The sequence below is a fragment of the Comamonas sp. GW821-FHT11H03 genome (assembly GCF_058807955.1).
This window is the reverse complement of sequence record NZ_JBXARF010000001.1, coordinates 35,510-60,949: the sequence shown is the minus strand read 5'-3', so window position 1 is coordinate 60,949 and position 25,440 is coordinate 35,510. Positions and strand designations below refer to the sequence as shown.

Annotated in this window: 21 protein-coding genes and 2 tRNA genes; 13 read left to right on the top strand and 10 right to left on the bottom strand. The window is 61.7% G+C overall.

Annotated features, from left to right (window positions below):
- Nucleotides 1–26: 26 nt before the first annotated feature.
- The 3 genes from AC1RTQ_RS00265 to AC1RTQ_RS00255 are packed head-to-tail and all read left to right on the top strand — an operon-like array spanning nucleotide 27 to nucleotide 3,524.
- Nucleotides 27–851: an IclR family transcriptional regulator gene (locus AC1RTQ_RS00265; protein WP_492873555.1), complete on the top strand. Its 825-nt coding sequence runs from the start codon at nucleotides 27–29 to the stop codon at nucleotides 849–851.
- The gene (locus tag AC1RTQ_RS00260) at nucleotides 844–1,827 is read left to right on the top strand and encodes an AAA family ATPase (RefSeq protein WP_492873554.1); all 984 of its coding nucleotides are present in this window, start codon (nucleotides 844–846) and stop codon (nucleotides 1,825–1,827) included. The genes AC1RTQ_RS00265 and AC1RTQ_RS00260 overlap by 8 nt, the downstream gene beginning before the upstream one ends.
- A complete protein-coding gene (locus AC1RTQ_RS00255) occupies nucleotides 1,824–3,524 on the top strand; it encodes a cobaltochelatase CobT-related protein (protein ID WP_492873553.1) in 1,701 nt (566 codons plus the stop codon). Before AC1RTQ_RS00260 ends, AC1RTQ_RS00255 begins: the two co-directional genes overlap by 4 nt.
- A gap of 162 nt (nucleotides 3,525–3,686) precedes the next feature.
- On the opposite strand, the gene AC1RTQ_RS00250 is transcribed toward AC1RTQ_RS00255, so the two are convergent.
- From AC1RTQ_RS00250 to AC1RTQ_RS00235, 4 genes are all read right to left on the bottom strand, one after another.
- Entirely contained in the window at nucleotides 3,687–4,568 is an 882-nt protein-coding gene (locus tag AC1RTQ_RS00250) for an ABC transporter permease subunit (RefSeq protein WP_492873551.1), read from the bottom strand.
- Nucleotides 4,561–5,349, bottom strand: a complete 789-nt coding sequence (locus tag AC1RTQ_RS00245; RefSeq protein ID WP_302089418.1) for a taurine ABC transporter ATP-binding protein — start codon at nucleotides 5,347–5,349, stop codon at nucleotides 4,561–4,563. Before AC1RTQ_RS00245 ends, AC1RTQ_RS00250 begins: the two co-directional genes overlap by 8 nt.
- A 69-nt stretch (nucleotides 5,350–5,418) precedes the next feature.
- A complete protein-coding gene (gene tauA, locus AC1RTQ_RS00240) occupies nucleotides 5,419–6,426 on the bottom strand; it encodes a taurine ABC transporter substrate-binding protein (protein ID WP_302089419.1) in 1,008 nt (335 codons plus the stop codon).
- 563 nt (nucleotides 6,427–6,989) lie between these two features.
- Nucleotides 6,990–8,411 carry an NAD(P)/FAD-dependent oxidoreductase gene (locus tag AC1RTQ_RS00235; RefSeq protein WP_492873548.1) on the bottom strand — a complete coding sequence of 474 codons (1,422 nt, stop codon included), beginning with the start codon at nucleotides 8,409–8,411 and terminating at the stop codon, nucleotides 6,990–6,992.
- A 753-nt stretch (nucleotides 8,412–9,164) separates the two neighbouring features.
- On the opposite strand from AC1RTQ_RS00235, the gene AC1RTQ_RS00230 reads away from it, so the two are divergent.
- Together AC1RTQ_RS00230 and AC1RTQ_RS00225 are read left to right on the top strand one after the other, a co-directional pair.
- Nucleotides 9,165–9,563: a nuclear transport factor 2 family protein gene (locus AC1RTQ_RS00230; RefSeq protein WP_034368828.1), complete on the top strand. Its 399-nt coding sequence runs from the start codon at nucleotides 9,165–9,167 to the stop codon at nucleotides 9,561–9,563.
- Nucleotides 9,564–9,752: 189 nt separating this feature from the next.
- A complete protein-coding gene (locus tag AC1RTQ_RS00225) occupies nucleotides 9,753–11,192 on the top strand; it encodes an amino acid permease (RefSeq protein WP_492873546.1) in 1,440 nt (479 codons plus the stop codon).
- Between the two features lie 53 nt (nucleotides 11,193–11,245).
- Here the strand turns inward: AC1RTQ_RS00225 and pdxR are convergent, their stop codons facing one another.
- On the bottom strand, nucleotides 11,246–12,769 hold the full coding sequence (pdxR, locus tag AC1RTQ_RS00220) for a MocR-like pyridoxine biosynthesis transcription factor PdxR (protein WP_492873544.1): 1,524 nt from the start codon (nucleotides 12,767–12,769) through the stop codon (nucleotides 11,246–11,248).
- Nucleotides 12,770–13,045: 276 nt separating this feature from the next.
- Here pdxR and AC1RTQ_RS00215 point away from each other — a divergent pair.
- The 3 genes from AC1RTQ_RS00215 (at nucleotide 13,046) to greB (ending at nucleotide 14,014) form a co-directional block, all read left to right on the top strand.
- Nucleotides 13,046–13,122 (top strand) — tRNA-Arg (locus AC1RTQ_RS00215).
- Between the two features lie 147 nt (nucleotides 13,123–13,269).
- Nucleotides 13,270–13,346, top strand: a tRNA-Arg gene (locus AC1RTQ_RS00210).
- Nucleotides 13,347–13,447: 101 nt separating this feature from the next.
- Nucleotides 13,448–14,014: a transcription elongation factor GreB gene (gene greB, locus AC1RTQ_RS00205; RefSeq protein WP_304350013.1), complete on the top strand. Its 567-nt coding sequence runs from the start codon at nucleotides 13,448–13,450 to the stop codon at nucleotides 14,012–14,014.
- Between the two features lie 135 nt (nucleotides 14,015–14,149).
- On the opposite strand, the gene AC1RTQ_RS00200 is transcribed toward greB, so the two are convergent.
- The 5 genes from AC1RTQ_RS00200 to AC1RTQ_RS00180 all read right to left on the bottom strand — a co-directional run bounded on the left by AC1RTQ_RS00200 (nucleotide 14,150) and on the right by AC1RTQ_RS00180 (nucleotide 19,772).
- Nucleotides 14,150–15,481 carry a lytic murein transglycosylase gene (locus tag AC1RTQ_RS00200; protein ID WP_492873542.1) on the bottom strand — a complete coding sequence of 444 codons (1,332 nt, stop codon included), beginning with the start codon at nucleotides 15,479–15,481 and terminating at the stop codon, nucleotides 14,150–14,152.
- Between the two features lie 122 nt (nucleotides 15,482–15,603).
- On the bottom strand, nucleotides 15,604–17,859 hold the full coding sequence (locus tag AC1RTQ_RS00195; protein WP_302089425.1) for a RelA/SpoT family protein: 2,256 nt from the start codon (nucleotides 17,857–17,859) through the stop codon (nucleotides 15,604–15,606).
- 104 nt (nucleotides 17,860–17,963) lie between these two features.
- Nucleotides 17,964–18,167: a DNA-directed RNA polymerase subunit omega gene (gene rpoZ, locus AC1RTQ_RS00190; protein ID WP_003052081.1), complete on the bottom strand. Its 204-nt coding sequence runs from the start codon at nucleotides 18,165–18,167 to the stop codon at nucleotides 17,964–17,966.
- 18 nt (nucleotides 18,168–18,185) lie between these two features.
- Nucleotides 18,186–18,815: a guanylate kinase gene (gene gmk / locus AC1RTQ_RS00185; protein WP_302093210.1), complete on the bottom strand. Its 630-nt coding sequence runs from the start codon at nucleotides 18,813–18,815 to the stop codon at nucleotides 18,186–18,188.
- 63 nt (nucleotides 18,816–18,878) lie between these two features.
- Nucleotides 18,879–19,772, bottom strand: a complete 894-nt coding sequence (locus AC1RTQ_RS00180) for a YicC/YloC family endoribonuclease (protein WP_302093211.1) — start codon at nucleotides 19,770–19,772, stop codon at nucleotides 18,879–18,881.
- Between the two features lie 89 nt (nucleotides 19,773–19,861).
- Between AC1RTQ_RS00180 and AC1RTQ_RS00175 the strand changes: the two genes are divergently transcribed.
- The 5 genes from AC1RTQ_RS00175 to AC1RTQ_RS00155 all read left to right on the top strand — a co-directional run bounded on the left by AC1RTQ_RS00175 (nucleotide 19,862) and on the right by AC1RTQ_RS00155 (nucleotide 25,408).
- A complete protein-coding gene (locus AC1RTQ_RS00175; RefSeq protein ID WP_302089426.1) occupies nucleotides 19,862–20,893 on the top strand; it encodes a serine/threonine protein kinase in 1,032 nt (343 codons plus the stop codon).
- A complete protein-coding gene (locus AC1RTQ_RS00170) occupies nucleotides 20,890–21,795 on the top strand; it encodes a PP2C family protein-serine/threonine phosphatase (protein ID WP_492873539.1) in 906 nt (301 codons plus the stop codon). Before AC1RTQ_RS00175 ends, AC1RTQ_RS00170 begins: the two co-directional genes overlap by 4 nt.
- Before the next feature lie 93 nt (nucleotides 21,796–21,888).
- Nucleotides 21,889–22,488, top strand: coding sequence for a non-canonical purine NTP pyrophosphatase (locus AC1RTQ_RS00165; RefSeq protein ID WP_302093212.1), 600 nt, complete (start codon nucleotides 21,889–21,891; stop codon nucleotides 22,486–22,488).
- 111 nt (nucleotides 22,489–22,599) lie between these two features.
- Nucleotides 22,600–23,835 carry a radical SAM family heme chaperone HemW gene (gene hemW, locus AC1RTQ_RS00160; RefSeq protein WP_492873537.1) on the top strand — a complete coding sequence of 412 codons (1,236 nt, stop codon included), beginning with the start codon at nucleotides 22,600–22,602 and terminating at the stop codon, nucleotides 23,833–23,835.
- Nucleotides 23,836–24,112: 277 nt separating this feature from the next.
- The gene (locus AC1RTQ_RS00155; protein ID WP_492873536.1) at nucleotides 24,113–25,408 is read left to right on the top strand and encodes a hypothetical protein; all 1,296 of its coding nucleotides are present in this window, start codon (nucleotides 24,113–24,115) and stop codon (nucleotides 25,406–25,408) included.
- The last annotated feature ends 32 nt before the right edge of the window (nucleotides 25,409–25,440 follow it).

The window sequence follows — 25,440 nt, the reverse complement described above, 5'->3', positions numbered from 1 at the left end:
AATTGACTCGAAAAATGGAAATTAATATGATCGACAACGATATGAAGCACAGCGAAGACACCCCCTCGGCCCGCCTGGACGGAGACACGCCCAATCTGCGTTTGTTCGCGCTGCTGGAAGCCGTGGCGCAGAAGAGCCAGCCCTTCACCTTGCAAACCATGGTGGAAGAGACAGGGCTGCCCAAGCCGACCATGCACCGCATGCTTGCGCAGCTGGAAAGCGCCGGAATCCTGCAAAGAGATGGCAACGGTCGCCACTACGGCACGGGCCAGCGGCTGATGCGACTGGCGCAGAACGTGTTGCTCAACAACACCACGCATGGTGCGCGGCATGCGGTGCTGACCCAACTCGTGCGCGAGCTCGGCGAGAGCTGCAACATCACGGCTTTTTCGGGCAGCGAGGTCCTGTATCTGGACCGCGTGGAGACGCCAGCCCCGCTGCGCTTTTATCTGCATCCCGGCTCGCGCGTGCCCGCGCACTGTTCGGCCACGGGCAAGCTGTTCCTGAGCCAGATGTCGCCCGCTCAACGCCGCCGGCTGCTGGCCAATGTGCCGCTGGAGGCGTTCACCGGCAACACGCTGACGACCTTCGAGGCGCTGGAGCAGGAGCTCGATCAGGTGCGCGCCCAGGGCTATGCCTTTGACAACGAGGAGTTCCTGCCCGGTCTGCTGTGCCTTGGCGTGCTGGTGCCCGCGCCCCAGGGCCACTCCAATATGGGGCTGGCCGTGCAGGCGCCCATCATGCGTTTTTCCAAGGAGAAGGCCTTGTCCTTTCTTCCCAAGCTGCAGGCGGCCGTCGAGGCGATCGCCCGCATTAACGATGACGTTCCACCGGAAGCCGATGATGACTGACCTGAGCCAGCTGCAGCCCACCCGCACCGTCAGCGTGCGCGATGTATTTGGCATCGACACGGACATGAGCGTGCCGGCTTTTGCCGAGCCGGGCGAGCATGTTCCCGCCATTGACAAGGCCTACCGCCTCAATCCGCGGGTGACGCAAGCCATCCTGGCGGGCTTTGCGCACAACCGGCGCGTGGTCGTTCAGGGCCTGCACGGCACGGGCAAATCCACGCATATAGAGCAGGTGGCAGCCAGGTTGAACTGGCCCTGCGTGCGCGTGAATCTGGACGGTCATATCAGCCGCCTGGATCTGGTGGGCAAGGACAGCATCGTGCTGCAGGAAGGCAAGCAGGTGACCCAGTTTCAGGAGGGCATTCTGCCCTGGGCGCTGCAGCGGCCCGTGGCCATGGTGTTTGACGAGTACGACGCCGGACGCCCCGATGTGATGTTCGTCATCCAGCGGGTTCTGGAGCGTGAGGGCAGCTTCACCTTGCTCGACCAAAAGCGGGTGATCCAGCCGCATCCCTGCTTTCGGCTGTTTGCCACCATGAACACCCTGGGGCAGGGCAATCTCAACGGGCTCTATCACGGCACGCAGCTGCTCAACCATGCTCAGCTCGATCGCTGGAATCTGGTCACCAGCCTGAACTATCTGCCCCCAGAGGAGGAAGCGGCCATCGTGCTGGCGCGTGTGCCGGAGCTGGCCACAGCCGATGGGCGCCGCAAGGTGGACGCCATGGTGGCGCTGGCCGCGCTGACCCGCAAGGGCTTTGCCGTCGGGGATCTGTCCTTGCTGATGTCTCCGCGTACGGTGATCACCTGGGCTGAAAACATTTCCATCTTCCATGACCTGAAGCTGGCTTTCGAGCTGTCCTTCCTCAACAAATGCGAGCCTGCCGAGCGCGCCATCGTGAGCGAGTATTTCCAGCGCTGCTTTGCCGAGGAGCTGACGCAGCCCGAAGAACCAGCACTGGCGTCTCTTGCATGAGCACGCAGACGCCCACCTCCTTGTCTCTGTCCCGCATGGAGGCCTGGGGCGGGGCCATGCTGCGTGCCATCACGGGCGACGCCGGCCTGCAATGGAGCGGCCAGACGCTGTACCGCGGCACCACGCCCATACCGCTGGCGGCGGCCCACCATAGCCAGGTGCCGGCGCGGCAGACGGATCAGCGCGGCCTGCTTGACAGCATGGGGCTGCGTCTGCAGTGGAGCAACCGGGCCTTGTTCCAGGCGCATCTGCCCGAGGAGCCGGTCGAGCGCATGGTGTTCGAGCTGCTGGAGCAGTTGCGTGTGGAGAGTCTGGTGCCCGAGGCCTGGCCCGGAGCGCGTGAGAACATGCGCCAGCGCTTTGTGAACTGGTGCCAGGCATTCGTGGATTCAGGCCTCACGGAAAGCAGCCTGGGCATCTTGCTGTTTGCGGTGGCCATCACGGCCTGGAGCCGGTTGACTGGGCATGAAACGCCTGAGCGCATGGCCGATCTGGTGGAGTCCACGCGGATGTCCATGGCCTCCTCGCTGGGCCGGCACTGGGATGGGCTGCGGCGCTTCAGAGACCGGCAGCAGCAGTTTGTCGAGCCTGCACTGGCCGTCAGCCGCTGGGTCGGCATGGCGGTGCGTGCGGCGCAGGACGATGCGCCGCGCGGTGCCGGCGGCCCCAGGCGGCGCAGCAGTTTTGCCCTGCCTCTGCATGTTGAGTCCCAGAGTCTGGACGGCATGCCTGTGGCGCAAAGCGGCGACAGCCGGGCCTGGGCCGGCACCGCGCAAAGCTACCGGGTTTTCACGCGCGAGTTCGACAGGCAGGTGCAGGCCGCTGAGCTGATCCGCGCGCTGCAGCTGGCCCAGTTCCGGGAACAGATGGACGAGGAGCTGGCGCGCTCGGGATTGCAGCAGGCCGGGCGGCTGGCGCGCTATCTGCAACAGCGCCTGGCCAGCACGCAGCGCAATGGCTGGAACTTCGGGCTGGAGGAAGGCCATCTGGACGGCAGCCGCCTGTCCCAGCTGGTGACGGACCCGCAGCAGCGCGCGATCTTCAAGGACGAGATGCAACGTCCCGTCAACGAGACCGCAGTCACCATTCTCATGGACTGCTCGGGCTCCATGAAAACCTTTGCCAAGCCCCTGTCGCTGTTGCTCGACGTGCTGGGGCGGGCGCTGGAGATGGCCGGTGCGAGCGTGGAGATACTGGGTTTTTCCACGCAGGCCTGGAATGGCGGCAGAACGCGCCGCCGCTGGCAGCGCGCCGGCCAGCCCCAGTTTCCGGGGCGTCTCAACGAGCGCCTGCACATTGTCTTCAAGGACGGGGCCAAGCCCTGGCGTCACGCCCGGCATGGCATTGCGGCACTGCGCAAGCCCGACATCTTTCGAGAAGGCATCGACGGCGAGGCCGTGGAATGGGCGTGCCAGAGGCTGCGCGCCAAGACCGCGCAGCGTCGCATCCTGCTCGTGGTCTCCGATGGCTGTCCCATGGACACGGCAACCCATCAGGCCAATGACGAGCATTATCTGGATCAGCATCTGCGGCAGGTTCTTGCCGCCCAGGAGCGCATGGGCGGCGTGAAGGTCTGCGCCCTGGGCGTCGGGCTGGATCTGGGGGTCTTCTACCGTCAAAGGCTTGCCGTCGATCTGCAGCACGATATCGACGAGGCCTTGCTGTTTTCGGTGGCCGAGATGCTGTGCCGGCGATGACCGGGATGGAGCGTGCGACAGGCCTCGCACAAGGCCGAGCAAGCCCAGGCAACAAACCGAAAAGCCGAAAAAACGGAAAACGGAAAACAGAAAAGCGGGAAGGCGCAATGCCTGCCCGCTGTCTGCTTGCCGGAGCCATCCCCGCAGGGGAGGGGGCCGGACTTACATGCGTCCCTTCCATGGAACCAGGCGCTTTTCGACCCAGCGCATGAACAGATCGAACACATAGGCGATCACACCGATGACGATGATGCCCATGATCACGATGTCGGTGCGCAGGAAGTTCGAGGCGTTGAGCACCATCTGACCCAGACCCACGTTCGCAGCCACCATTTCGGCGGCAACCAGAGTCGTCCAGCCAAAGCCGATGGCAATGCGCATGCCCACCAGAATGTCGGGCAGGGCTGCCGGCAAGATCACATGGCGGATCACCTGGAAGTAGCTTGCTCCCATCGAGTAGGCGGCATTGATCTGCTCCTGCGCTGCGCTGCGCATGCCCGAGCGGGCCGCCAGGGCCAAGGGTGCAAAGCAGCTCAGGAAGATCAGCAGAATCTTCGGCGTTTCATCGATGCCGAACCAGATGATGATCAGCGGCAGATAGGCCAGTGGCGGCAGCGGGCGGTAGAACTCGATGGGGGGGTCGAAGATGCCGCGTGCGATGCGTGACATCCCCATCGCAATGCCCAGCGGAACGGCAATCAGGAAGGCCAGCCAGAACGCCACGGTCACGCGCAGCAGACTTGCCGAGAAATGCTGCCACAGCGGTTTGTCGTTGGCCTGCCCGGTCAGGTATTCATAGAACTGCTGGAACACCGCCTGCGGGCTGGGCAGGAACAAGGGCTTGATCCAGCCGAGATTGGTGGTGGCGAACCACAGTGCCAGCAGCACGGCCACGGTGACGATGCTGATCGCGAGGCTGGAGCCTTCGCCAGGGGTCTTGAAGCGACTGGTCTTCACCGGTCCTGACGCCTGCGGGGCAGTGGCCTTGGGCTGCACGCGCGCTGTTGCGGCGGGCAGATGGTTGATGTGGACTGCTTCAGACATTGGCAGGCTCCCGTTGGTGAATCAGACTCAGAACTTCTTCGCGCATCCTGATGAAGTCGGGGCGCGACTTGACGGCACGCGCATCGCCGGTGCGCAGAAACTCGTGGCAGAACGGCATGTCGTCGTAGACATGGGAGATGCGGCCCGGGCTGGGGCTCATGACGATCAGCCGGCTGGCCAGAAACAGCGCCTCCTCGACCGAGTGGGTGATGAAGAACACCATCTTGTGGGTGGCATGCCATACGCGCAGCAGGATTTCCTGAACCTGCTCGCGCGTGAAGGCATCCAGCGCACCCATGGGCTCGTCCATCAGCAGCAGTGCGGGATCGTTGGCCAGTGCACGGGCAATGCCGACACGCTGCTGCATGCCGCCAGACAGTTCATAGACGGCACGCCTGGCGTAGCTCTCCAAGCCCACGAGGCCCAGTTTCTCTTCGGCGATCTTCGTGCGCGTCTTCAGATCCATGCCGCGCATGCGCAATCCCAGTGCGACGTTGTCGATCACATTGAGCCATGGCATCAGCGCATGCTTTTGAAACACCACCCCTTGATTGGCTCCGGGGCCTTGAATGGGTTTGCCGTCTAGCAGGATCTGGCCGCTGGAAGGTGCCAGAAAGCCTGCCATGCAGTTGAGCAGTGTTGTCTTGCCGCAGCCCGATGCACCCAGAGCGACCACGAAGTCGCCTTCATTCATGGTCAGGTTGACGGGCGCCAGGGCTTGCAAGTGTCCGCCCTTGACCTCGTAATTGACGGTCAGGTCACGTATATCCAGAGTCGGCATGACATTGCCCTCCTATGTGAAACAAAGTTGGGAGCCACGACGGGAAACTCCTGTCGTGGGCAGGAGCCGTCAGCGGCCGAGAGCCTGCTTGACATAGCTGTTGGTGACGTACGCGGCGTAGTCGGGCTTGACCTCCTGAATCCGACCTTGTGACTTCAGAAACGTTGCGGTATTGGTCATGGCCTTGGCCGCACCGCCTTCCAGCCACTGAACGCCGAGCTGCTCCTCAGCGCTGGGAAAGCGGTAGAGCGCCATGGCGGCGGGCACGTCCTTGGGGTCGGCCTTGCTCCATTTGGCAATGGCCTTGATCTCGGGCGAATCGGGAGTCCACGTGGCCAGGTTGTCGCGCACCTGGGCGCTGGCCCGATTCAGGGCCTTGATGAACGCCACCATGAACTGGGGATTTTCCTGGGCGAACTTGCTGCTCACGGCAATGCCCTCGAAGGTGGGATAGCCCATCTGCGCAATGGAGCCGGAGGTGGCAATCACCTTGCCCTTTTGCTTGACCTTGGCCAGTACCGGATCCCAGACAAAGGTGCCGTCGATATCGCCGCGCTCCCAGGCTGCGGCAATCTCTGGCGGGCGCATGTTCATGATGTTGACCTTGCGTGCATCAACGCCTTCCTTGCCCAGGGCCGCGACCAGCTGGTAGTGCGCGGTGGAGACGAACGGCACGCCTATGCGCTTGCCCTCCATGCTCTTGAAACTGCTGATGCCGCCGCCATCGCGTGCCACCAGGGCTTCGGCACTGGCGATGTCTGCAGAGATCCAGAGCAACTTGATGTCCTGCCCCTGGCTGGCTGCTGCGGTCAGCGGGCTGGAGCCCACCTCTCCCATCTGCACGTCGCCCGAGGCCATCGCCCGTATCACGTCGCCGCCGCCCGAGAACATGCGCCAGTTGATCTTGTAGCCAGTCTCCTTTTCCACTTCACCCGATTCCATGACCAGGCGCAGAGGCACCAGCATGTCCTGGTTGGCGAAGGTCACGGTTTTCTGCTGCGCCAGCGCGAAGCCTGTCATGGCCAGTGCTGCCGTCGCAACACCCGCTTTCAGCATCCATCGTTTTTGCATTTTCATTGCCAATTTCTCCATGGTTAGAGCGATATCGGTTGAAGACTTAGACCAGAGAACCCTTGCTGTGCTCACTCTTGCTGACTGTTTTCCCATTCCCGCTTCTGGCTGAACCGGTTGAAAGCCGCATCGCGAGGCTCAAAGAGCTTTCTCAGCGGATCGTAGTGAGCAACCTTGTGAAGCCAGTAGGGCCAGTTGATGTGAATCGTTAGGTCCAGTCGCGCACGGCCCCGGATGGTGCGTGCAGCATGGGTTGGCGTGCACCGCGACCGTGCATTGCAAAGCCATGCATGGCGCGGCTTGCGCGGGATATCTCGGTTCTGGTGGAAGGCGTTTTTGCGACGTCTGCATGGGCTTAGGTGGTTTCACTGATCGCAGACAGATGCGGGAGGATTGGGCTGTCCGAGAGGCACGAGCGCTTGCGCAATATGCGTGCCAGAGAGGCGGTTTTTCCTGCGGCCTGGGCGCTGAGGTATGCGCTGCCGCGCATCCGTCGATAGGATGAAAAAAGCACCTTCCTCGCGGAAGGTGCTTTGCGTTGTGTGAAGCCCGAGCGGCGGCTGGCAGGGTCAGTTCTTCTCGTCGTTCATGTGATACCAGTGGTAGAGAAAGCGCTGTCCCATGCGGCGAAATGGTGCAAATGCCTCCGAGCGCACCATATTGAACACATTCGGATATTCGAGCGATGAGTTGTAGATTGGCAACTCGAAAGCCTTGAGGTTCTGGCCTGCGATGCGCTGGGCCATGCGCCGGCCTGCATGCGCAGAGAACGACACACCATTGCCGCCATAGCCGACCGCATAGAAGACGCTTTCCCTTGGATCGGGCTGGGTGATGCGCGGCATCATGTCGTGGCTTACATCGACCCAGCCCCACCAGGAGTAGTCCACCTGGATTCCCTTGAGGGCCGGGAACTTGTGGTGCAGGCCCTCGACCAGCTTGGCCATATGGACCGGATTGGGCGCATCGGCGCCGGTGATCGAGCTGCGGCTGCCGATCTGCACGCGGTTGTCAGGCAGCTTGCGGTAGTAAAAGCGCAGGGTGCGGGTGTCGGTGATGACTTGCGTGGTCTTGAAATTGGTGGCGGCCAGCTCTTCTTCCGTCAATGGCCTGGTGACCAGCGAGTTCGAGAGAATCGGCATGATCTTGGAGCGCAGACTGCGGTGCAGGCCGTTGCTGGTATAGCCGCCGGTGGCAAAGCCGACGGCGCGTGCCTTGACCGTGCCGCCCGGGGTCTGAAGGTAATGCACGCCGTTTCGCGTTTCCATGCCCAGCACGGGACTGGCGGGATGCACCTTCACTCCCAGCTCGCGGGCCTTGCGCAGATAGCCGAATGCCAGCTTGAGCGGATGCACGCCGATGCCGTCGGGCTCGTGCATCGCGCCACGGCAGTCGGCGTCGTCGACATAGTCGCGGCGCACTGCGTCGACGCTGAGTATGCGGGCGTCGTAGCCGAAGACTTCGCGCATGACGCGGGTCTCGTTGCGCAGAAAATCCATTTTTCTGTCGCGGTGGGCAATATACAAATGCCCTCCCGGTTGCGGCTCGCATTCGGGAAACTCCGCGACCAGGTTCTTGAACGTGTCGAATCCTTCGCGGATTTCCGCGTCCAGCTTCAGGGCTGTGTCCTTGCCCCAGCGCTCTATCCACTGCGAGCGATAGAGGCGGCCGCTGGCATTCTGGCCCTGGCCGCCGTTGCGGCTGGTGCAGCCCCAGGCGCTCTGGTTGGCTTCGAGAACCACGGCGCGAATGCCGTGCTCGCGGGCCAGAAACAGGGCAGTGGACAGGCCCGTGAAGCCCGATCCCACGATGACCACATCGGCCTCCATGTCGCCGCAGACCGGACCATCGTCCTCGGGGGGCCGGCCTGCCGTCCCTACCCAGTAGGTCGGAGCGTAGCCGGTGCCATGCCCGGGGTTTCTGGCAACCAGGGGGTCGTACTGCGGGTCGTATGGATTCAGATGGCTGGGGCGGATGTCCTCGGCTTTCATGGCGGTCGTCTCCTGGTGTGGCTGCGTTTGAAGCGGCGCTCTATTGCTATGGAATTGATGTGCGCAAAGTCAATGCAGATGCACTGCTTGCGATGTCCAGAGCAGCATAGCCAGCCCCCTGTGTCGCCGGTTAGGGCCACGGCACAGGTTTTGATGGAGCCAGCGTGCAAGCCTGGCCATCCGAACCTCGGGATTGCCGCAGAGGGGCTGCGGCGAGTCTCTTGCAAACCGGGTGCCCATCGAGTCGCGCCCGCCGAGCGGGGCTGCGCGCTGGCCTGCTTCAGGCCGGCATGACCAGGCGGTGTCATTCGCCACCTCAGGGGGATGCATTGGAGTTCACCGCAACCTGTGCAGCCAGCGGGCGTTGCCGTGAACTTTCCCTGCGCTTGTGGCGGCGATGACCGCATTGAGCGTGGTGATGCTCTCCTATCGTTTTCACCTAAATGAAGCAGCACAAGAGGCGTTTGCCGACGGGCGTCGGTCTGCATCGGCAAGCGCTGCGCCAGAGCGTCGCGCTCAGAGGAGATGCGGACTTTTTCAAGGCATTTTTTCGGTGCGCGCCGCCGTCATTTCGCGAGGGATCCGAGCCCTGCGCGGCAAGGTCTTGGACTTAACGATAGCCGGCAACTGGTCCTACGAAATGGAGCCAGTGCTCCCTACCATGAGCCATCGGAATTTCAGGCATTTTTCGATCGAAAGGGGGCGCTTTTGCAATGGTCGGCCCCCATGACATGACAGCAATCTGGAGAGCATATGAACAAGCAAGAATCCCAACCCGATGTCCAGTTTCTAGCGCGTTTCTCCGACGCGTGGAATCGGCATGACATAGACGCATTGATGGACTTCATGGCCGATGAATGCGAGTTTCACGCCGTTGCCGGCCCTGATCTGATGGGGCGCAGCTTTGTGGGGCGTGAAGCCGTGCGTGAGGGCTTTCAGCTGGCCTGGCAGGCATTCCCTGATGCCGCCTGGGTGGATGGAGAGCATTTTGTGCAAGGCTCGCGCGGCGTTTCGGAGAGCACCTTCAAAGGCACCAAGGCCGACGGCCTGCGGGTAGAGGCGCGCATGGTCGATGTGTTCACCTTCCGCGACGGCAAGATCGCCGTCAAGAACGCCTACCGCAAGGATCGTCCTCCAGTGGCGCTTTCCTGACACACGCCGGGCCTGCGGGCACACCTTCCTGTCTTACGGTGGGAGGCGTTGCACGCAGGGCTTCTCACGACAATTTTCAAGCAGATAACTGAACGACCACGGCAACGGCCTGCACGAGCAGCAAGGCGCGATCCGATACATAAAGCCGTGGCGACCGGCATTTCCAGGCCGGCAAGACAGGAGACAAAAATGATTGGAAATCCGCATTCGTCGCCGGACGGGCTGTCGCACAGCCTCAAGCAGCGGCACATGACCATGATTGCCCTGGGCGGCGTCATCGGAGCCGGGCTTTTCGTCGGCAGTGGCGTGGTCATCAAGTCGGCCGGACCGGCGGCCGTCATCTCTTTTCTGATCACCGGCCTGCTGGTGGTGCTGGTCATGCGCATGCTGGGCGAGATGGCCTGCTCCATGACAGGGGGCTCCTTTTACGAGTACGCCCGCGAAGCATGGCGTGACAAGCCCGCCGTGGGGCAGTTGGCGGGATTTCTGACGGGCTGGATGTACTGGTACTTCTGGGTCATCGTCGTGGCGATCGAAGCGGTGGCAGGGGCCGAGCTGGTGCGCTACTGGCTGCCCGACGTGCCGGCCTGGAGCATCAGCCTGGTCTTGCTGATCATGATGACGCTGACCAATCTGGTCTCGGTCAAATCCTTTGGCGAATGCGAGTTCTGGCTGGCTTCCGTGAAGGTAGCCGCCATCGTGGTGTTTCTGTTCATCGCCGGTGTCTATGTGCTGGGCCTGACACCGGGAGGCGGCGGAATGCATGTCGCCAATCTGAGCCAGAACGGCGGCTTCATGCCCAACGGCATTGTTCCGGTGCTCACGGGCGCCGTGGCCGCCACCGGCTTCTATTTCGGCGCGGAGATCGTGACGATTGCAGCGGCCGAAACCGCTGAGCCCCAGAAGGCCGTGGCCAAGGCCACGAATTCGGTCATCCTGCGCGTGCTGGTGTTCTACGTGGGATCGGTGCTGCTGGTGGCCTGCCTGGTGCCATGGAACTCCACCGGCATGTCCATGCCCTATGTCAGCGCTCTCGATGCGATGGGCGTGCCGGCCGCTGCCCAGATCATGAATGCGGTGGTGCTGACCGCCGTGCTGTCGGCGCTCAACTCCGGGCTTTATGCTTCGTCGCGCATGCTGTTTGCGCTGACGCGACGCGGCGATGCGCCCAAGGTGCTGGCCCAGGTCAGCCGCAACGGCGTGCCCGTGTACGCGATTTTGGTGGCCACATTGTTCGGCTACGGCGCCATCGTCATGTCCTATCTGTCTCCCGACAAGGTGTTCGCCTTCCTCGTGAACTCCTACGGAACGGTTGCCATCTTTGTCTATATCCTGATTGCGATTTCCCAGCTGCGCCTGCGCTATCGATTGGAGCGCGAAGCGCCGCACCTGCTCAAGGTGCGCATGTGGTGCTTCCCTTATCTGACCTGGCTGGCGATTGCGGGCATGCTGTCCATCGTGGTGGCCATGGGCTTCATTCCCGAGCAGCGCACGCCGCTGGCCCTGGGTGTGGCCAGCCTGTGCATCTTGCTGATTGCCTATCGCGTGCGCCAGGCGTTGCGGCGCGGAATCAGTCCCGAGGGGCTGCTCGACGAGCTGGCTCCGCCCAAGCTGCGCAAGAAGAATTGATGAGACCAACAAAAGCCCCGGACCCTGAGTCCGGGGCTTTTTGCTTTGCACATCTACATGCAGTGCATGGCTTCTGCCAGAGCCTTGATGCCCTGGGCGATTTGTCCTGCGGGAATGGACTGATAGCCCAGGCGTATGAAGTTGCCCGTGTTGCGAGGGGAAGTGAAGAACACATCGCCGGGCTCGATCAGCACTCCATGCTCGGCGGCCTGGCGTGCCAGTGCCTGCGCGGGCACATGGTCGGGCAGTTGCACCCAGCACGAGCCGCCGCCGCGTACCGGCGTGATGCGGCATTGGGGCAGGTAGCGAGCCATGGCTGCCGTCAGCTCGGCATGACGCTCTTTCTGGGCCTGACCCAGGCGGCGCAGCTGGGCCTCGTAGTGGCCCAGCGAGATGAACATGGCCAATGTGCGCTGGATGAAGGTGGACGGATGGCGGATCATCAGACGGCGCAGGGCGCGCAGCTCCTTGATCAGCTCGGGCGGGGCCACGATATAGCCCACGCGAAGGCCGGGTGCCAGACTCTTGGAGAGGCTGCCGATATAGATCACGCGGTTGTTGCGGTCCAGGCTTTTGAGCGCCGGGATGGGTTGTTCGTCGAAGCTGCTTTCGCTTTCGTAGTCGTCCTCGATGATGATGAGGTCGTGCTTTTGTGCGGCCTCGAGCAAGGCCTCGCGCCGCTCCAGCGGCATGGTGACGCCGGTGGGGCACTGATGGCTGGGCGTGACGTAGAGGTACTCGAGCTTGCGCATGGCATTGACGATAGGCAGTCCATCGCCATCCACGCCAATCGGGATGACCTGCGAGGTGCGGCTGCTGAAGATATTGCGCGCATCGGGGTAGCAGGGGTTTTCGATGCCGATGGAGGTGCCCTCGCGCATCAGCAAATCGGCCACCATGTACAGCGCATGCTGGGCGCCGACGGTGATGATGATTTCGTCGGGTGACGCCCAGACGCCGCGGCGCGGCAGGATCTTGGTCTGCACCTGCTGGATGAGGCTGTCGTCGTCGCGGGTGATGTGATCGGGCGCCCACATGCGGATGTCCACCACGCCCAGTGACTTGAGGCAGCATTCGCGCCAGGCGGCCGTGGGAAACAGCTCCTTGTCGAACTGGCCGTAGAGAAACGGATAGGGGAACTGCTGCCAGTCGTCTTCCTTCACGATGCTGCGCTGCAGGCTGGGGCGCAGCCACAGGCGGCGCGACCAGTCCGTGTGCGCCTCGGTGCCCGCATTCCTGACGTTGCTGGGGGTGCGCTCTGTGGTGCGGCCCTGCAGCACATCGGGGTGGATGAAATGGCCTTTTCTCTCTCGGCTCAGCAAAAAGGCCTCTTCGGTCAACTGCTGGTAGGCCATGACCACGGTGATGCGGCCCACGCCCAGCAGCTTGGCCAGTTCTCGACTTGAGGGGACGGCATCACCGGGCGCGAGAATGCCGGTGAGGATGGCATCGACCAGCATTTCGCGAATCTGCCCCTGAAGGCTCAGCGAGGGCCTGGCGCTGCGGCGAAACAACTGCTCCCACATGGCCACGGATGGAGGAATCGAAGGCGAGGCCGGTTTTCTGTCTGTCGTCATTGATGGTTCTGAATGCACTGCCGCAGCCCGTGGTGGCCTGGAGCGACCGGCGGCCCCGACGCGCGGGGTCTGGTTCTTTAGGGTCCATTAACGCGACATCGCAGAGGCCGCCAGCAGCTTGCTGGCCGACCGGTTTCAGCGCTCAAGATTAGCGCATATGCATGTGCTTGGAATCAGGCTTTTCATGTGGATGCATGCGTGCAGCGGCGCCCGGAATTTGAAAAATCTCGGAGACTTCTCTGCAGGCTCAAAAATAAGTATATAATTTGAGGCTTAGCGGCTGTAGCTCAGCTGGATAGAGTACTTGGCTACGAACCAAGGGGTCGTGGGTTCGATTCCTGCCAGCCGCACCAAACGACAAGCCTCAGAACTGCAAAGTTCTGAGGCTTTTTCGTTTCTGCCATGTGTGCTTCGCCGCACTGATGGCGCTTGAGTGCCTTTGAAGAAAAATTCGGGTTTTCACCGAGCGGCTTCAAAAACTGTATATAATTCGAGGCTTAGCGGCTGTAGCTCAGCTGGATAGAGTACTTGGCTACGAACCAAGGGGTCGTGGGTTCGATTCCTGCCAGCCGCACCAAACGACAAGCCTCAGAACTGAAAAGTTCTGAGGCTTTTTCGTTTCCGGGCTTTGACGAGCCCTGGCCTGATCGGGCCCCGATCTGTGTGAAGATCGGCCTCATGAGCAAGGCTTTCACCAAAGAATCGGATGGCGACGACGATGAAGACGTCGCAGCTCTGCCGCCATTGCCCGCCGGCGGCAAGAACTACATCACGCCACAGGGCTACCAGCGCATCAAGGACGAACTGCTGGATCTGATCGACAACGAGCGCCCCAAGGTCGTGGAGATCGTGCACTGGGCGGCCAGCAATGGCGACCGCTCCGAAAACGGCGACTATCTCTACGGCAAGAAGCGCCTGCGCGAGATTGACCGACGAATTCGCTTTCTCACCAAGAGACTGGAAATCGCCGAGGTGGTCGACCCTGGCGTGCACGCAGGCAGCGATCAGGTCTTCTTTGGCGCCACGGTCAGCTACGTGGATGACGAGGGCGTGGAGCGCACCATCACCATCATGGGCATTGACGAGGCGGACAGCGCGCAGAACCAGGTCAGCTGGATTGCCCCGGTTTCGCGCGCGCTGCTCAAGGCGCGCGTGGGCGACGAGGTGGCCTTGCCCACGCCGGCCGGCGTGCGCATGCTGGAAATTCTGGACGTCAGCTATCCTCAGCCCACCACTCGATCCTGAGTCCAGCGGCAACCAAAAAGCGCGGCTTCCGTATCGGATGCCGCGCTTTAATTTTGTGAGCTGCAATCGATTGATGTACAACGATTTCAGATGGTTTTATTATTGAAATCGTTGAGCATAAAGCGCTAATAGCTATTATTTTTGAGGCTGATCGCCAGCCTGCAGGCGTTGAAGCAGCTCCAGCGTGGGGTAACCGTCTGCCGCCAGACCCTGGCTCTGCTGGTACTGACGAAGCCCGGCACGGGTGGCCGGACCCATCACGCCGTCGGCCACTCCGGTGGCAAAGCCGCGCTGGGCCAAGGCGGTCTGCAGCGCCCGTGTCTGCTCACGCGTGAGTGCGCCGAGATCGCGCGGCCATTCGGCGCTGACACCTCCATTGCCGGCCAGCTGCGATGCAAGCAGGCCCACGGCGAGCGCATAGTTGGTGGAGTTGTTGTAGCGCAGGATGGCGCGGAAGTTGCTGCCCACCATGAAGGCCGGACCACGGGCACCGGCCGGTGCAATGATGCTGGCTCCGGCCATCGCGGGCAAAGCCTGGCCGTTGACGCTTTGCACGCCTTCTGCAGCCCAGGCGCTGCTGTTCTGGCGAGTGGAAAGCTCGGTGCGTGCGTAATCGAAACTGGCTGGCAGGCGCACTTCAACGCCCCAGGGCTCGTCGGGGTTCCAGCCCGAGCTTGCAAGATAGTTGGCAGTGGAGGCGGCCACATCGGCCATGGAGCCCCAGATGTCGCGGCGGCCGTCTCCATCGGCATCGACGGCATATTGCAGGAAGACCGAGGGCAGAAACTGGGTGTTGCCCATGGCTCCGGCCCACGAGCTGATCATATGGGCGGCGTCGATGTCGCCGTTGTCGATGATGCGCAGCGCGGCAATCAGCTCCTTCTGAGCCCATTCGGCGCGGCGGCCGTCAAAGGCGAGAGTGGCCAGTGCATCCACGGCCGAGAAGCTGCCGAAGTTGCTGCCGTAGTTGCTCTCCATGCCCCAGATGGCTGCAATCACGGGTGCCGGCACGCCATAACGCTGGCTGGCCGCTTGCAGATTGGCTGCGTATTCCTGCATCTTGAGCTTGCCGGTCTTGATGCGCTGTGCGGAGACGGCGCTATCGAGATACTGCCAGGGCGTGCGCGTGAACTCGGGCTGTGAGCGGTCGAGCTTGACGATGCTGGGCTGCAGCTTGGCGCCGGCCAATGCGCTGCGCAGCGTGCGCTCCGAAATGCCTGCGGCGCGCGCACGCGGGGCAAATTCCTGCTTCCAGTGTGCGAAGTTGCTGGCCTGTATGGGGCTTTCCATCGCTGCGTCGTCAGTGCCTTGCTCTGTTTTGGCCGGCTGGGCCGGCTCGGACACCGCCGCTGCTGGAGGTTCGGACCGGGTGGCGCAGCCTGCGAGCAGGGCTGCTGCGATGGCGGTGATCAGCAACGGCTGACGGACATTCAGAAGCGAAGGTGCGGTTTGGAGCATGAATGCCATTGTCGCCTGCTGCCGTGGCCGGCAGGCCCTTGCAGGGCGGGATGGTGCCCGCAGAATGCAACAAAATCTTTCGCCCATGAAAAAGGCCGCCCGAGGCGGCCTTGTGGAGCACATGCAAGAGATCAGGCCATGACGCGGCTGGCGCGAATCACCGAATGCAGGCGGCGCAGATTGCGCAGCGCATTCTCCAGCTGCACGCTGTTTTGCACGGAGATGACAAAACGCAGGTCGGTGGTGCCGATCGCGGCTTCGTCGGTCATCTCGACGCGCACGATATCGGCTTCGGCGTTCGATAGCTCGGCCGCCACGCGGGCCAGCACGCCCTTGTTGTTCTGCACCGTGACCACGATGCCGGCCTCGAACAGCCGCGTGATGTCGTCGGACCAGTCCACGGTGATGAAGCGGTCGGCATCCTTTTCGCGCAGCTTGATGGCATTGTTGCAATGGGCGTGGTGCACGACCAGGCCCTGACCGCCCAGGTAGCCCAGAATCGGGTCTCCCGGCACGGGGCGGCAGCAGTGCGAGTAATAGACCGAGCTGCTCTCGTCGCCGTTGAGCGTGACCGCGCCCTGGAAGGGGCGGTTGTGTGTGTTGAAGCGCTCTTGCGTGATGAGCAGGGCATCCGGGCGCACACCCTGCTTGGTCATGAAGCTGGTCATGCGCGCGGCCACCAGGGAGGCGATGCGGCGACCCATGCCGATATCGACCATGAGGTCGGCGGGCGTGCGGTTGCCCGTGATGCGCAAAATCTCGTCCCAGACGCCCTTGTTGGCATCGTCCTGCGACGGTACGCTGTCAATGCCTTCGGCACGCAGAGCCTGGGCCAGCAGCGTTTCTCCGAGCTGGCCGGCTTCGGTCTGGGCCGCATTCTTGAGGTAGGAGCGAATCTTGGAGCGGGCGCGTCCGGTTTTCACAAAGCTCAGCCAGGCCGGATTGGGCGTGGAGGTTTCGGAGGTGATGATCTGCACCACATCGCCGCTCTTGAGCTCGGTGCGCAGCGGCACTTCCTCGTCATTGATCTTGGCCGCCGTGGTGCGATGCCCGATCTTGCTGTGGATGGCGTAGGCAAAGTCCACCACCGTGGCGCCGCGCGGCATGGCCATGATCTCGCTCTTGGGCGTGAACACGTACACGGCATCGGGAAAGAGGTCCACCTTGACGTGATCCCAGAACTCCGCCGCGTCGCGGGTCTCGTTCTGGATATCGAGCAGGGACTGCAGCCACTGGGTGGACAGATGCTCGGAGTCATGACCTTGCTGCGCCTTGTACAGCCAGTGCGCCGCGACGCCGGCCTCGGCCACGATGTTCATCTCTTCCGTTCGAATCTGGAATTCGATGCTGACGCTGGAGGGGCCGACCAGCGTGGTGTGCAGCGACTGGTAGCCATTGCTCTTGGCAATGGCGATGTAGTCCTTGAAGCGGCCCGGCATGGGCTTGTACTTCTGGTGCAGCACGCCGAGGGCCGTGTAGCAGTCCAGCGTCTTGGGCACGATGATGCGAAAGCCGTAGATGTCGGTGACCTTGGCAAAGCTCAGCTGGTTCTTCTGCATGCGCTGGTACAGCGAGTACAGCGTGCTCTCGCGGCCCAGCAGCCGCACCGGCAGACTGTGCGTGGCAAAAGCGGTGCTGACTTCGTCCTGCACGCGTTGCACCAGATCACGGCGGCGCGTGCGCGAGCGGTCTATGGCTTTTTCCAGCGTGGCATAGCGCCAGGGATGCAGATGCTTGAACGACAGATCCTGCAGCTCGCGATAGGTCTGGTTCAGGCCCAGGCGGTGCGCGATGGGCGCGTAGATTTCCAGTGTCTCGGACGAGATGCGGCCCCACTTGCTGCGCGGCATGTCGCTCATGGTGCGCATATTGTGGGTGCGGTCGGCCAGCTTGATCAGGATGACGCGCACATCGCGCGCCATGGCCAGCAGCATCTTGCGAAAGGACTCGGCCTGGTTTTCCTCGCGGGTATTGAACTGCAGCTTGTCCAGCTTGGTCAGCCCGTCCACCAGCTCGGCCACATCCTCGCCAAAGCGCTCCTTCAGATCCAGCTTGGTGATGCCGCAATCCTCCATCGAGTCATGCAGCAGGGCCGCCATCAGGGCGGGGGCATCAAGCTTCCAGTTGGCGCATATCCCCGTGACCGCGATGGGGTGGGTGATATAGGGGTCTCCACTGCTGCGCCACTGATTGGCATGTGCTTGATCTGCGTAGACATACGCTTGGCGCACGCGCTCGGCGCTGTCGGCATCCAGATAGCCCAGATGCTCCATCAATCCGTCAAAAGCAGCAGCCGACACACGTGCAGCCTGTTCAGCGGGCATGCGCTGAGGCTTGGCCGGTGCCGTAGAAGAAGGTGCAATCGTCGAGTTCTGGGCCGCTGTCATATTCCTTAAATGTAGCCTGCAAGTACCGAGCGCACGGTGATAGGTACAAAAAAGCACCGACGAGCGGTGCTTAATTGTCTGTTTTGGTGCTGCGATGCAACAGCTTAACCCGGCACCTTCTTCAGCATTTCCAGGCCTACCTTGCCGTCTGCGATTTCACGCAGGGCAGTGACGCTGGCCTTGTTTTTGGTTTCAATCTTGGGGGTATGGCCTTGATTGAGCATGCGGGCGCGGTAAGTCGCGGCCAAAACGAGCTGGAAGCGGTTGGGGATCTGCTCCAGGCTATCTTCAACAGTAATGCGTGCCATCAGGAACTCCGGGAACGGTCAGTTGGATTCAGGGATATTGAGCGACTCGAAGGTGTCGGCGCGAAGGCGCCGCTGGGCCGCATATTTGAGGCGTTGCGCGTGAATGATCGCCTTGAGATCAAAGAGCGCACTCTCAAACAGTTCGTTGATTATAACGAAGTCGAATTTGGCTACCTGTGCCATTTCTTCAGAGGCATTTTTCAGGCGCAGTTCGATCACTTCAGCGGTGTCCTCGCCACGGTTTTCCAGGCGTGCGCGCAGCTCGTCCCAGCTGGGCGGCAGGATGAAGATCAAAATCGCGTTGGGAAAGGCCTGCTTGACCTGCAGGGCACCCTGATAGTCGATCTCGAGCAGCACATCGGTGCCGCTCTGAATGCGCTCTTCTAGGGACTTCTTGGCCGTGCCATAGCGGCGGCTATGCACATTGGCCCATTCGACAAAGCCGTTGTTAGCGACCATGGCATCGAATTCGGCATCCGAGACGAAGTAGTACTCGCGACCGTGCTTTTCCTGGCCGCGTGGTGCACGCGTGGTGTGAGAGACGGAGGGGTAGACACGCGCATCGAGCTCACGCAGGGCGCGTACCAGAGAAGATTTGCCGGCACCGCTGGGGGCCGACACGACAAATAGATTTCCGGGATGGTCCATGACTTTGGGCATGACTTTGAGCATGAATTTTGGCGTATGGGGTTGGATACGCTCGGGGTTTGCTTACTCGATGTTCTGCACTTGTTCGCGCATTTGCTCGATCAGCACCTTCATGTCCACGCTGATGCGGGTCAGCTCTAGCGTGGCAGATTTGGAGCCCAGTGTATTGGCTTCACGGTGCAGTTCCTGGATCAGGAAGTCCAGGCGCTTGCCGATGTCGCCACCCTTTTTGAGCAGACGCTCGATTTCGTCGAGGTGAGAGCCCAGACGCGTGACTTCTTCAGCCACGTCGATGCGGATGGCAAAGGCCGTGGCTTCGGCCAGGGCTCGATCCTGGGCGGCCTCGGGGGCCACCGAGCCTTCACCGAGGGCCATGGCCTCCTTCCAGCGCTCGAGGAACTTCTGGCGCTGCTGCTCCACCAACTGCGGCACCAGCGGCGCGGCGGTCTTGGCCAGCGCGCGCAGTTGCTTGATGCGGTCGAGCAGCATGTCAGCCAGGCGCTCGCCTTCGCGGGCACGAGCCGCGAGCAGCTCGGTGACGGCCTGTTCGGCCAGGGCCGGAGCGATCTCGCTCCAGTCCGTGGTGGTGGTGGCGGTGCCGCTGCACAGGCGCAGCACATCGGCCACGGACAGGTCGCGTGCCTTGGGCAGCCAGGCCTGAACCGAGTCCTGCAAGGTCACGAGGCGTTGCAGTTGGCTGGCTGCGGGAATGGGCAGGTATTGGTTGCTGGAGACGTCGATGGCGGCTCGTACTTCCACCTTGCCGCGCTTGAGGCGCGCGGTGAGCAAGGTGCGCAGGGCCGGTTCAAGGGCGCGCAGTTCGTCGGGAAGGCGGAAGGACAAATCCAGAAAGCGGCTATTGACCGCGCGGATCTCAAGGCCCAGACGGCTGTTGGACTGGGACTCTTGACCACCCTCAACGGATGCGCTGTGCTGGGCACTGGCGTATCCGGTCATGCTGTAAACTGGCATTGGACTTTTGATGGATGCTTGCAATTGCCCGATTATCCGGGTTTCGTATCATCCTTGAGGTTTACCGGTAAAAAATGTCTACAAAAACCAAGCCAGCCCCCCTACCGTCGGGCAGCACAATAGGCGGATACCGGGTGGTGCGCAGGATTTCCTCGGGGGGGTTCGGGATTGTCTACCTGGCTCTGGATGCCGATGGCCAGCAGGTAGCGATCAAGGAGTACCTGCCGGCTTCGCTTGCCACTCGCGCACCTGCCGAGCTGCAGCCCGTGGTGGCACCAGAGAAACTGTCCCTCTATCGCCTCGGGCTCAAGAGCTTTTTCGAGGAAGGTCGCTCGCTGGCGCAGATTTCCCACGCCTCCGTGGTGAGCGTGCTGAACTTCTTTCGCGAAAACGAAACCGTCTACATGGTGATGAACTACCTGGAAGGGGCGACCCTGCAGGAGTTCATCGTCACGGCGCGCGAGCTCAAGGCCGACAAGGTGTTCAGGGAGTCGACCATCCGCGCCCTGTTTGACGAGGTGCTGCGCGGCCTGCGCATCGTGCATCAGCACAAGATGCTGCATCTGGACATCAAGCCCGCCAATATCTTCATCACCAATGACGACAAGGCCGTGCTGATCGATTTCGGCGCGGCGCGTGAAGTGCTGTCCAAGGAGGGCAACTTCATTCGTCCCATGTACACGCCGGGCTTTGCTGCCCCTGAGATGTACCGGCGCGATTCCCAGCTGGGTCCCTGGACCGATATTTACGCCATTGGCGCCTGTATCTATGCCTGCATGCAGGGCATACCTCCCAATGAAGCTCCGCAGCGTCAGGACAAGGACCGACTGGCCCTGGCCTTGAACAAGCTGCGCGGCGTGTATTCGGACAATCTGATCGAGGTGGTGGAGTGGTGCATGGCCATGGATCCGCTCTCGCGCCCGCAGTCGGTGTTTGCTCTGCAAAAAGAGCTGAGCCGCGAAGGCGAGCGTCGCTATACCAAGCTCAGCATGCAGGAGCGCATGCGCATGCAGTTTGACAACATGGTGCAGGACGCCAGGAAGAATCTTCAGAAACTCGGCAGCTCCGAACGTGGAGCGGTGACCGACAGCAATCGCAAACCATGAAATTTTCCGTCTTCCAGCTCAGCCGCCGCGGAGGCCGTGCCCTCAACGAAGACCGCATGGGCTACTGCTATACGCGAGAGGCGGCGTTGTTCGTGCTGGCAGACGGCATGGGCGGGCATCCGGACGGCGAAGTGGCCGCACAGATAGCATTGCAGGTGGTTTCCACGCTTTTTCAGCAAAAGGCCAAGCCCATGCTGGAAGAGCCTGCTCTGTTTCTGGAAGAGGCGCTGCTGCAGGCCCATCGCCAGATCCTGCGTTATGCCAGCACCAAGGGCATGATGGACACGCCGCGCACCACGTTGGTTGCGGCCGTGCTGCAGGACGGCAAGGTGACCTGGATTCACTGCGGCGACTCACGTCTGTACTGGGTGCGCGACGGGCAGCTCGTGGAGCGCACACGTGATCATTCCTACAGCGAGATGCGCAAGGTCTCCGGTGCGCTGGTGCCGGCCAACCGCAATGTGCTGTTCACCTGCCTGGGCTCGCCTTCCAAGCCCATCTTCGATGTGAGCGAGATAAGGCGGCTTGAAGAGGGCGATCAGCTGATGCTGTGCTCCGATGGCCTCTGGGGGGCGGTGCCGACGCCGGAAATTCTCCAGATCATGAATGGCAAGGCCGTGGCCCATTTCGTGCCCATGCTGGTCGATACGGCACTCAAGCGAGCCGGAGACGGCAGCGACAATGTCACCGTGCTGGCACTGGTATGGGAAACACCTAATAATTTCGAACCGTCTTCCATCTCCACACAGGAGATCGAGGATGAGGGCTTCGAGTCCACGATACAGGTGGGACCGATCGATGAATGCGAGGATGAACTCGATGACGAGGCCATCGAGCGATCGATTGCAGAAATCAACGAGGCCATACGCCGCTCGGCGCAGCGCCAGAAAGCCAAGAACTGAACACGGTTGCACGCTGCAATAGGCGCTGGCTTGAAACTACTGAATCAATAGCTGATTGCGCAAGCGCCATAAGCGCTTCCATGGATTTTTATGATGAAAATTGTGCTGGCATCCAACAACCGCGGAAAGCTCGTCGAGTTGCAGGCCATGTTTGCCCCGCTGGGCGTGGAGCTGATCCGCCAGGGCGATCTGTTCGAGGGAGAAGCTCCCGAGCCCTATGGCACCTTTGTAGAGAATGCTCTGTCCAAGGCGCGCTTTGCGGCCGAGAAGAGCGGCTTGCCTGCCATTGCCGATGATGCCGGCATGTGTGTGGATCATTTCGGCGGTCTGCCCGGTGTGGACACGGCCTACTATTGCACCCAGTTCGGCTACGAAAAAAGCGACGACAACAATGTGCGCGCGCTGCTCGAGCAGATGCAGGGCGTGGCCAACCGCCGTGCCGCCATGGTCAGCACCCTGGTGGGCGTGCGTTCGCCCAAGGACCCCGAGCCGCTGATTGCCGTAGGTCGCGTGCAGGCGCTGCTCACGACCGAGCGCCGTGGCAGCAATGGCTTCGGCTTTGACCCGGTACTGCTGATCCCCGAGCTGGGCCTGACCTTTGCCGAGATGGAGCCCGAGCTCAAGCATGCACATAGCCATCGTGGACTTTCTTCTCGGAAGATGATCGCGATGGTGAAAGAGAGATGGCTGTAACCCCCTGAGGCGCTTTGCCTAGGCCCTTGCTAGGCATCTCTTGGCAGGGGCTGTGCTAGTTGTAGCAGCATCGGTTTTTTGCTGAGCCAGAGAAAAGTAATTCCCCCCTCCATGATCCCCATCCAGCCTCAAACAGAGACTGCCGAAGCGGCGGTGCAGCGCGATATTCAGCACTACATGCGCCCCGGCACGCTGCAGCTGGGCAGCTTGCCGCCGCTGTCGCTGTATGTGCACCTGCCCTGGTGCCTGAAGAAATGCCCGTATTGCGACTTCAACTCGCATGCCTGGGCCAAGGGGGATGCGCTGCCCGAGGATCGCTACATCGATGCTTTGATGGCCGATCTGGAGTCTGCGCTGCCGCTGATCTGGGGGCGCACGGTGCACAGCGTCTTCATGGGCGGCGGAACGCCCAGCCTGTTTTCGCCCGAATCCATAGACAAGCTGATTGCCGGTCTGCGCGCGCGTCTGCGCATGGAGCCCGATTGCGAAATCACCATGGAAGCCAACCCCGGCACCTTCGAGAAGGACCGTTTCAAGGCCTTCCGTGCGGCCGGCGTGAACCGCCTGTCAATCGGGGTGCAGAGCTTTGATGACCGCTATCTGCAGGCTGTGGGCCGTGTGCATGATGCGGCGCAGGCCCAGGCGGCAGTGCGCGAGGCGGCGGACAATTTCGAGACCTTCAATATCGATCTCATGTATGCGCTGCCCGGCCAGAGCCTGGTCGATCTGCAGCGCGATGTAGACACGGCACTGTCGTTTGCACCGCCGCATCTGTCGATTTATCACCTCACCATCGAGCCCAACACCTATTTCGCCAAATACCCGCCTGTGGTGCCGGAAGACGATACGGCCTATGAGATGCTGGACCTGATCACGGCCAGCACCCGGGGAGTCGGCATGCAGCGCTATGAAGTCTCGGCCTATGCCAAGGACGGCCATCAGTGCTTTCACAACAGCAACTACTGGCAGTTCGGGGACTATCTGGGCATTGGCGCCGGTGCGCACAGCAAGCTGAGCTTTGCCCACCGCATCGTGCGCCAGGTGCGTTTTCGCGATCCGGCCCGCTATATCGACATGGCACTGGCCGGCACGCCGCTGGCACAGGACAACGAGGTCAAGCGTGCCGAGCTGCCGTTCGAATACATGCTCAACGCGCTGCGCCTGCGCGGCGGCTTTGCCTTGCAGGAGTTCATGGAGCGCACGGGCCTGCCCATGTCGGCCATCGCCAAGGGACTGGATCAGGCGCAGGCCAAGGGCCTGATCAGCCGCGATCTGGGCCGCGTGGTGCCCACCGAGCGCGGCTTCGACTTTCTGAGCGACCTGCAGGAAATGTTCCTGGCCGACTGAGAGGCAGGCCGCCATGGAAAAACGGGAGGTCCAGGCCTGCCGGACGGTGCCAACCGCAGCGCCGGGCGCCCGTGTCATGGCATTCCTGAGGAGAGCCTGAGTTGAGCCATGAACTCAACGCGAAACGGTTGCGGGCCATCCTGGCTGAGCGCGAAAATCATTGCCGTAATGGGCTACTGCCAGCTTGCGCATAGGCGTCGAAGTCGCTGCCTGTGCGCTGAATGAGGCAGACCAGCGGAGTGTTCTTCCGCTTGCCTTGACTAGGAAAGCCGTCGCCATGAAATTACGTCATGCCGTTTTTGCGGGTTCTGGCCGTCTTGTTTGGTATAGGCTCGAATTCAAGCGACTTTTCAAAGGGCAGGCATCCCGTGGTGCAGTCGCTGGCAGCGTCGTCCGCCCCGGACTTCATGCGTGTCTGCTGCTTGGCATGATGGCTTTGACAGCGCCGGCCAACGCCGACCTTCGCTTTGTCTGCAACCCGGCTCAGCTGCCCATGCTCGAAACGCAGATGGTCGAGTACCTTGGCAAGTTGGACATCGACCTCGCGCTGGTCACCCAATCAGAGCAGCAGGACACTGGGGTCGTCGTTTATGCACTGGCCACGCCTGCGGACGATACCGACACCTTGGACCTGGTCCGTCGCGTGGAGTACAACGTGCCGTTGGAAATCGTCCAGCTGCCGGAGCGCAAAGGCAAGCTGCGCAAGGTTGCCACTGTTTCCAAAAAGGAAATCCTGCTGTCTGTGCTCCAGCATGGCCGGATGACCTCATTCGATGGCGGCGCTTGCAGCCTGGGGGCTTTGGAGGACCACATAGGCTTGCGCCAGAATATCGTGGCGTGGACCGAAGTCTTGCAATGGACTTGGCCCAATGGTGGGCGTGCGCGCTGGAACGTGCGCTACTGGGCGAATGGAACCCCCAGGAATGGCGTGTCGATAGCAGCCGCGCTGATGGACGCTTTTCAGTCGCAGCACAAATACGCAATCGGCTGCTATACCGCCGCCAAACTATTGATGGCCCAGGGTGTGGTGGACTACTTTCAGCGCGTAAGACCGGATGCCAGCCGGGAGCTTGGCGTCGAAAGACGGCTGGCCTTGGACGGCGACTCCTTGGTTGACGTGGAGCCGCCCCGGATGTGGAGTTTCGAGAAGGAATTCGACCCAGCGACATTGCCGCGCCCCGGTAAATTGCTTCGCATTGCAGAGCATGTCGCGCCGCGCAACTTCATTCCGGGCGACTGGGCCTATTTAGTCAATACGGATCCGCGATTTTCGCAGAAGACGGGATATGAAGGTTCCAACGCCATCTATCTCGGGCGTGGAAAATTCGGCGATTTTTACAACGACAACCACCATGCCTATACCTTCGACCAGAAGCTGGATGAAGTGTATCAATGGCGCAATGGCGTTTTCAGCCGGACCCGAGACTTCAGGAAAATCCAAGAAATGTCCGCCCAGGACTACGAGCGGCTTGCCAGGACGCCCGAGGAAGGTGGTCTGGTGCTCGATATTCGTGCCACCCCGCAGCTTTTCGGATACGAAACCCAGCCCCAGCCCCAGCCTGCGGCTCGGTGAGACGAGGCCGTATTTCGGGTTTTGTTCCTGTG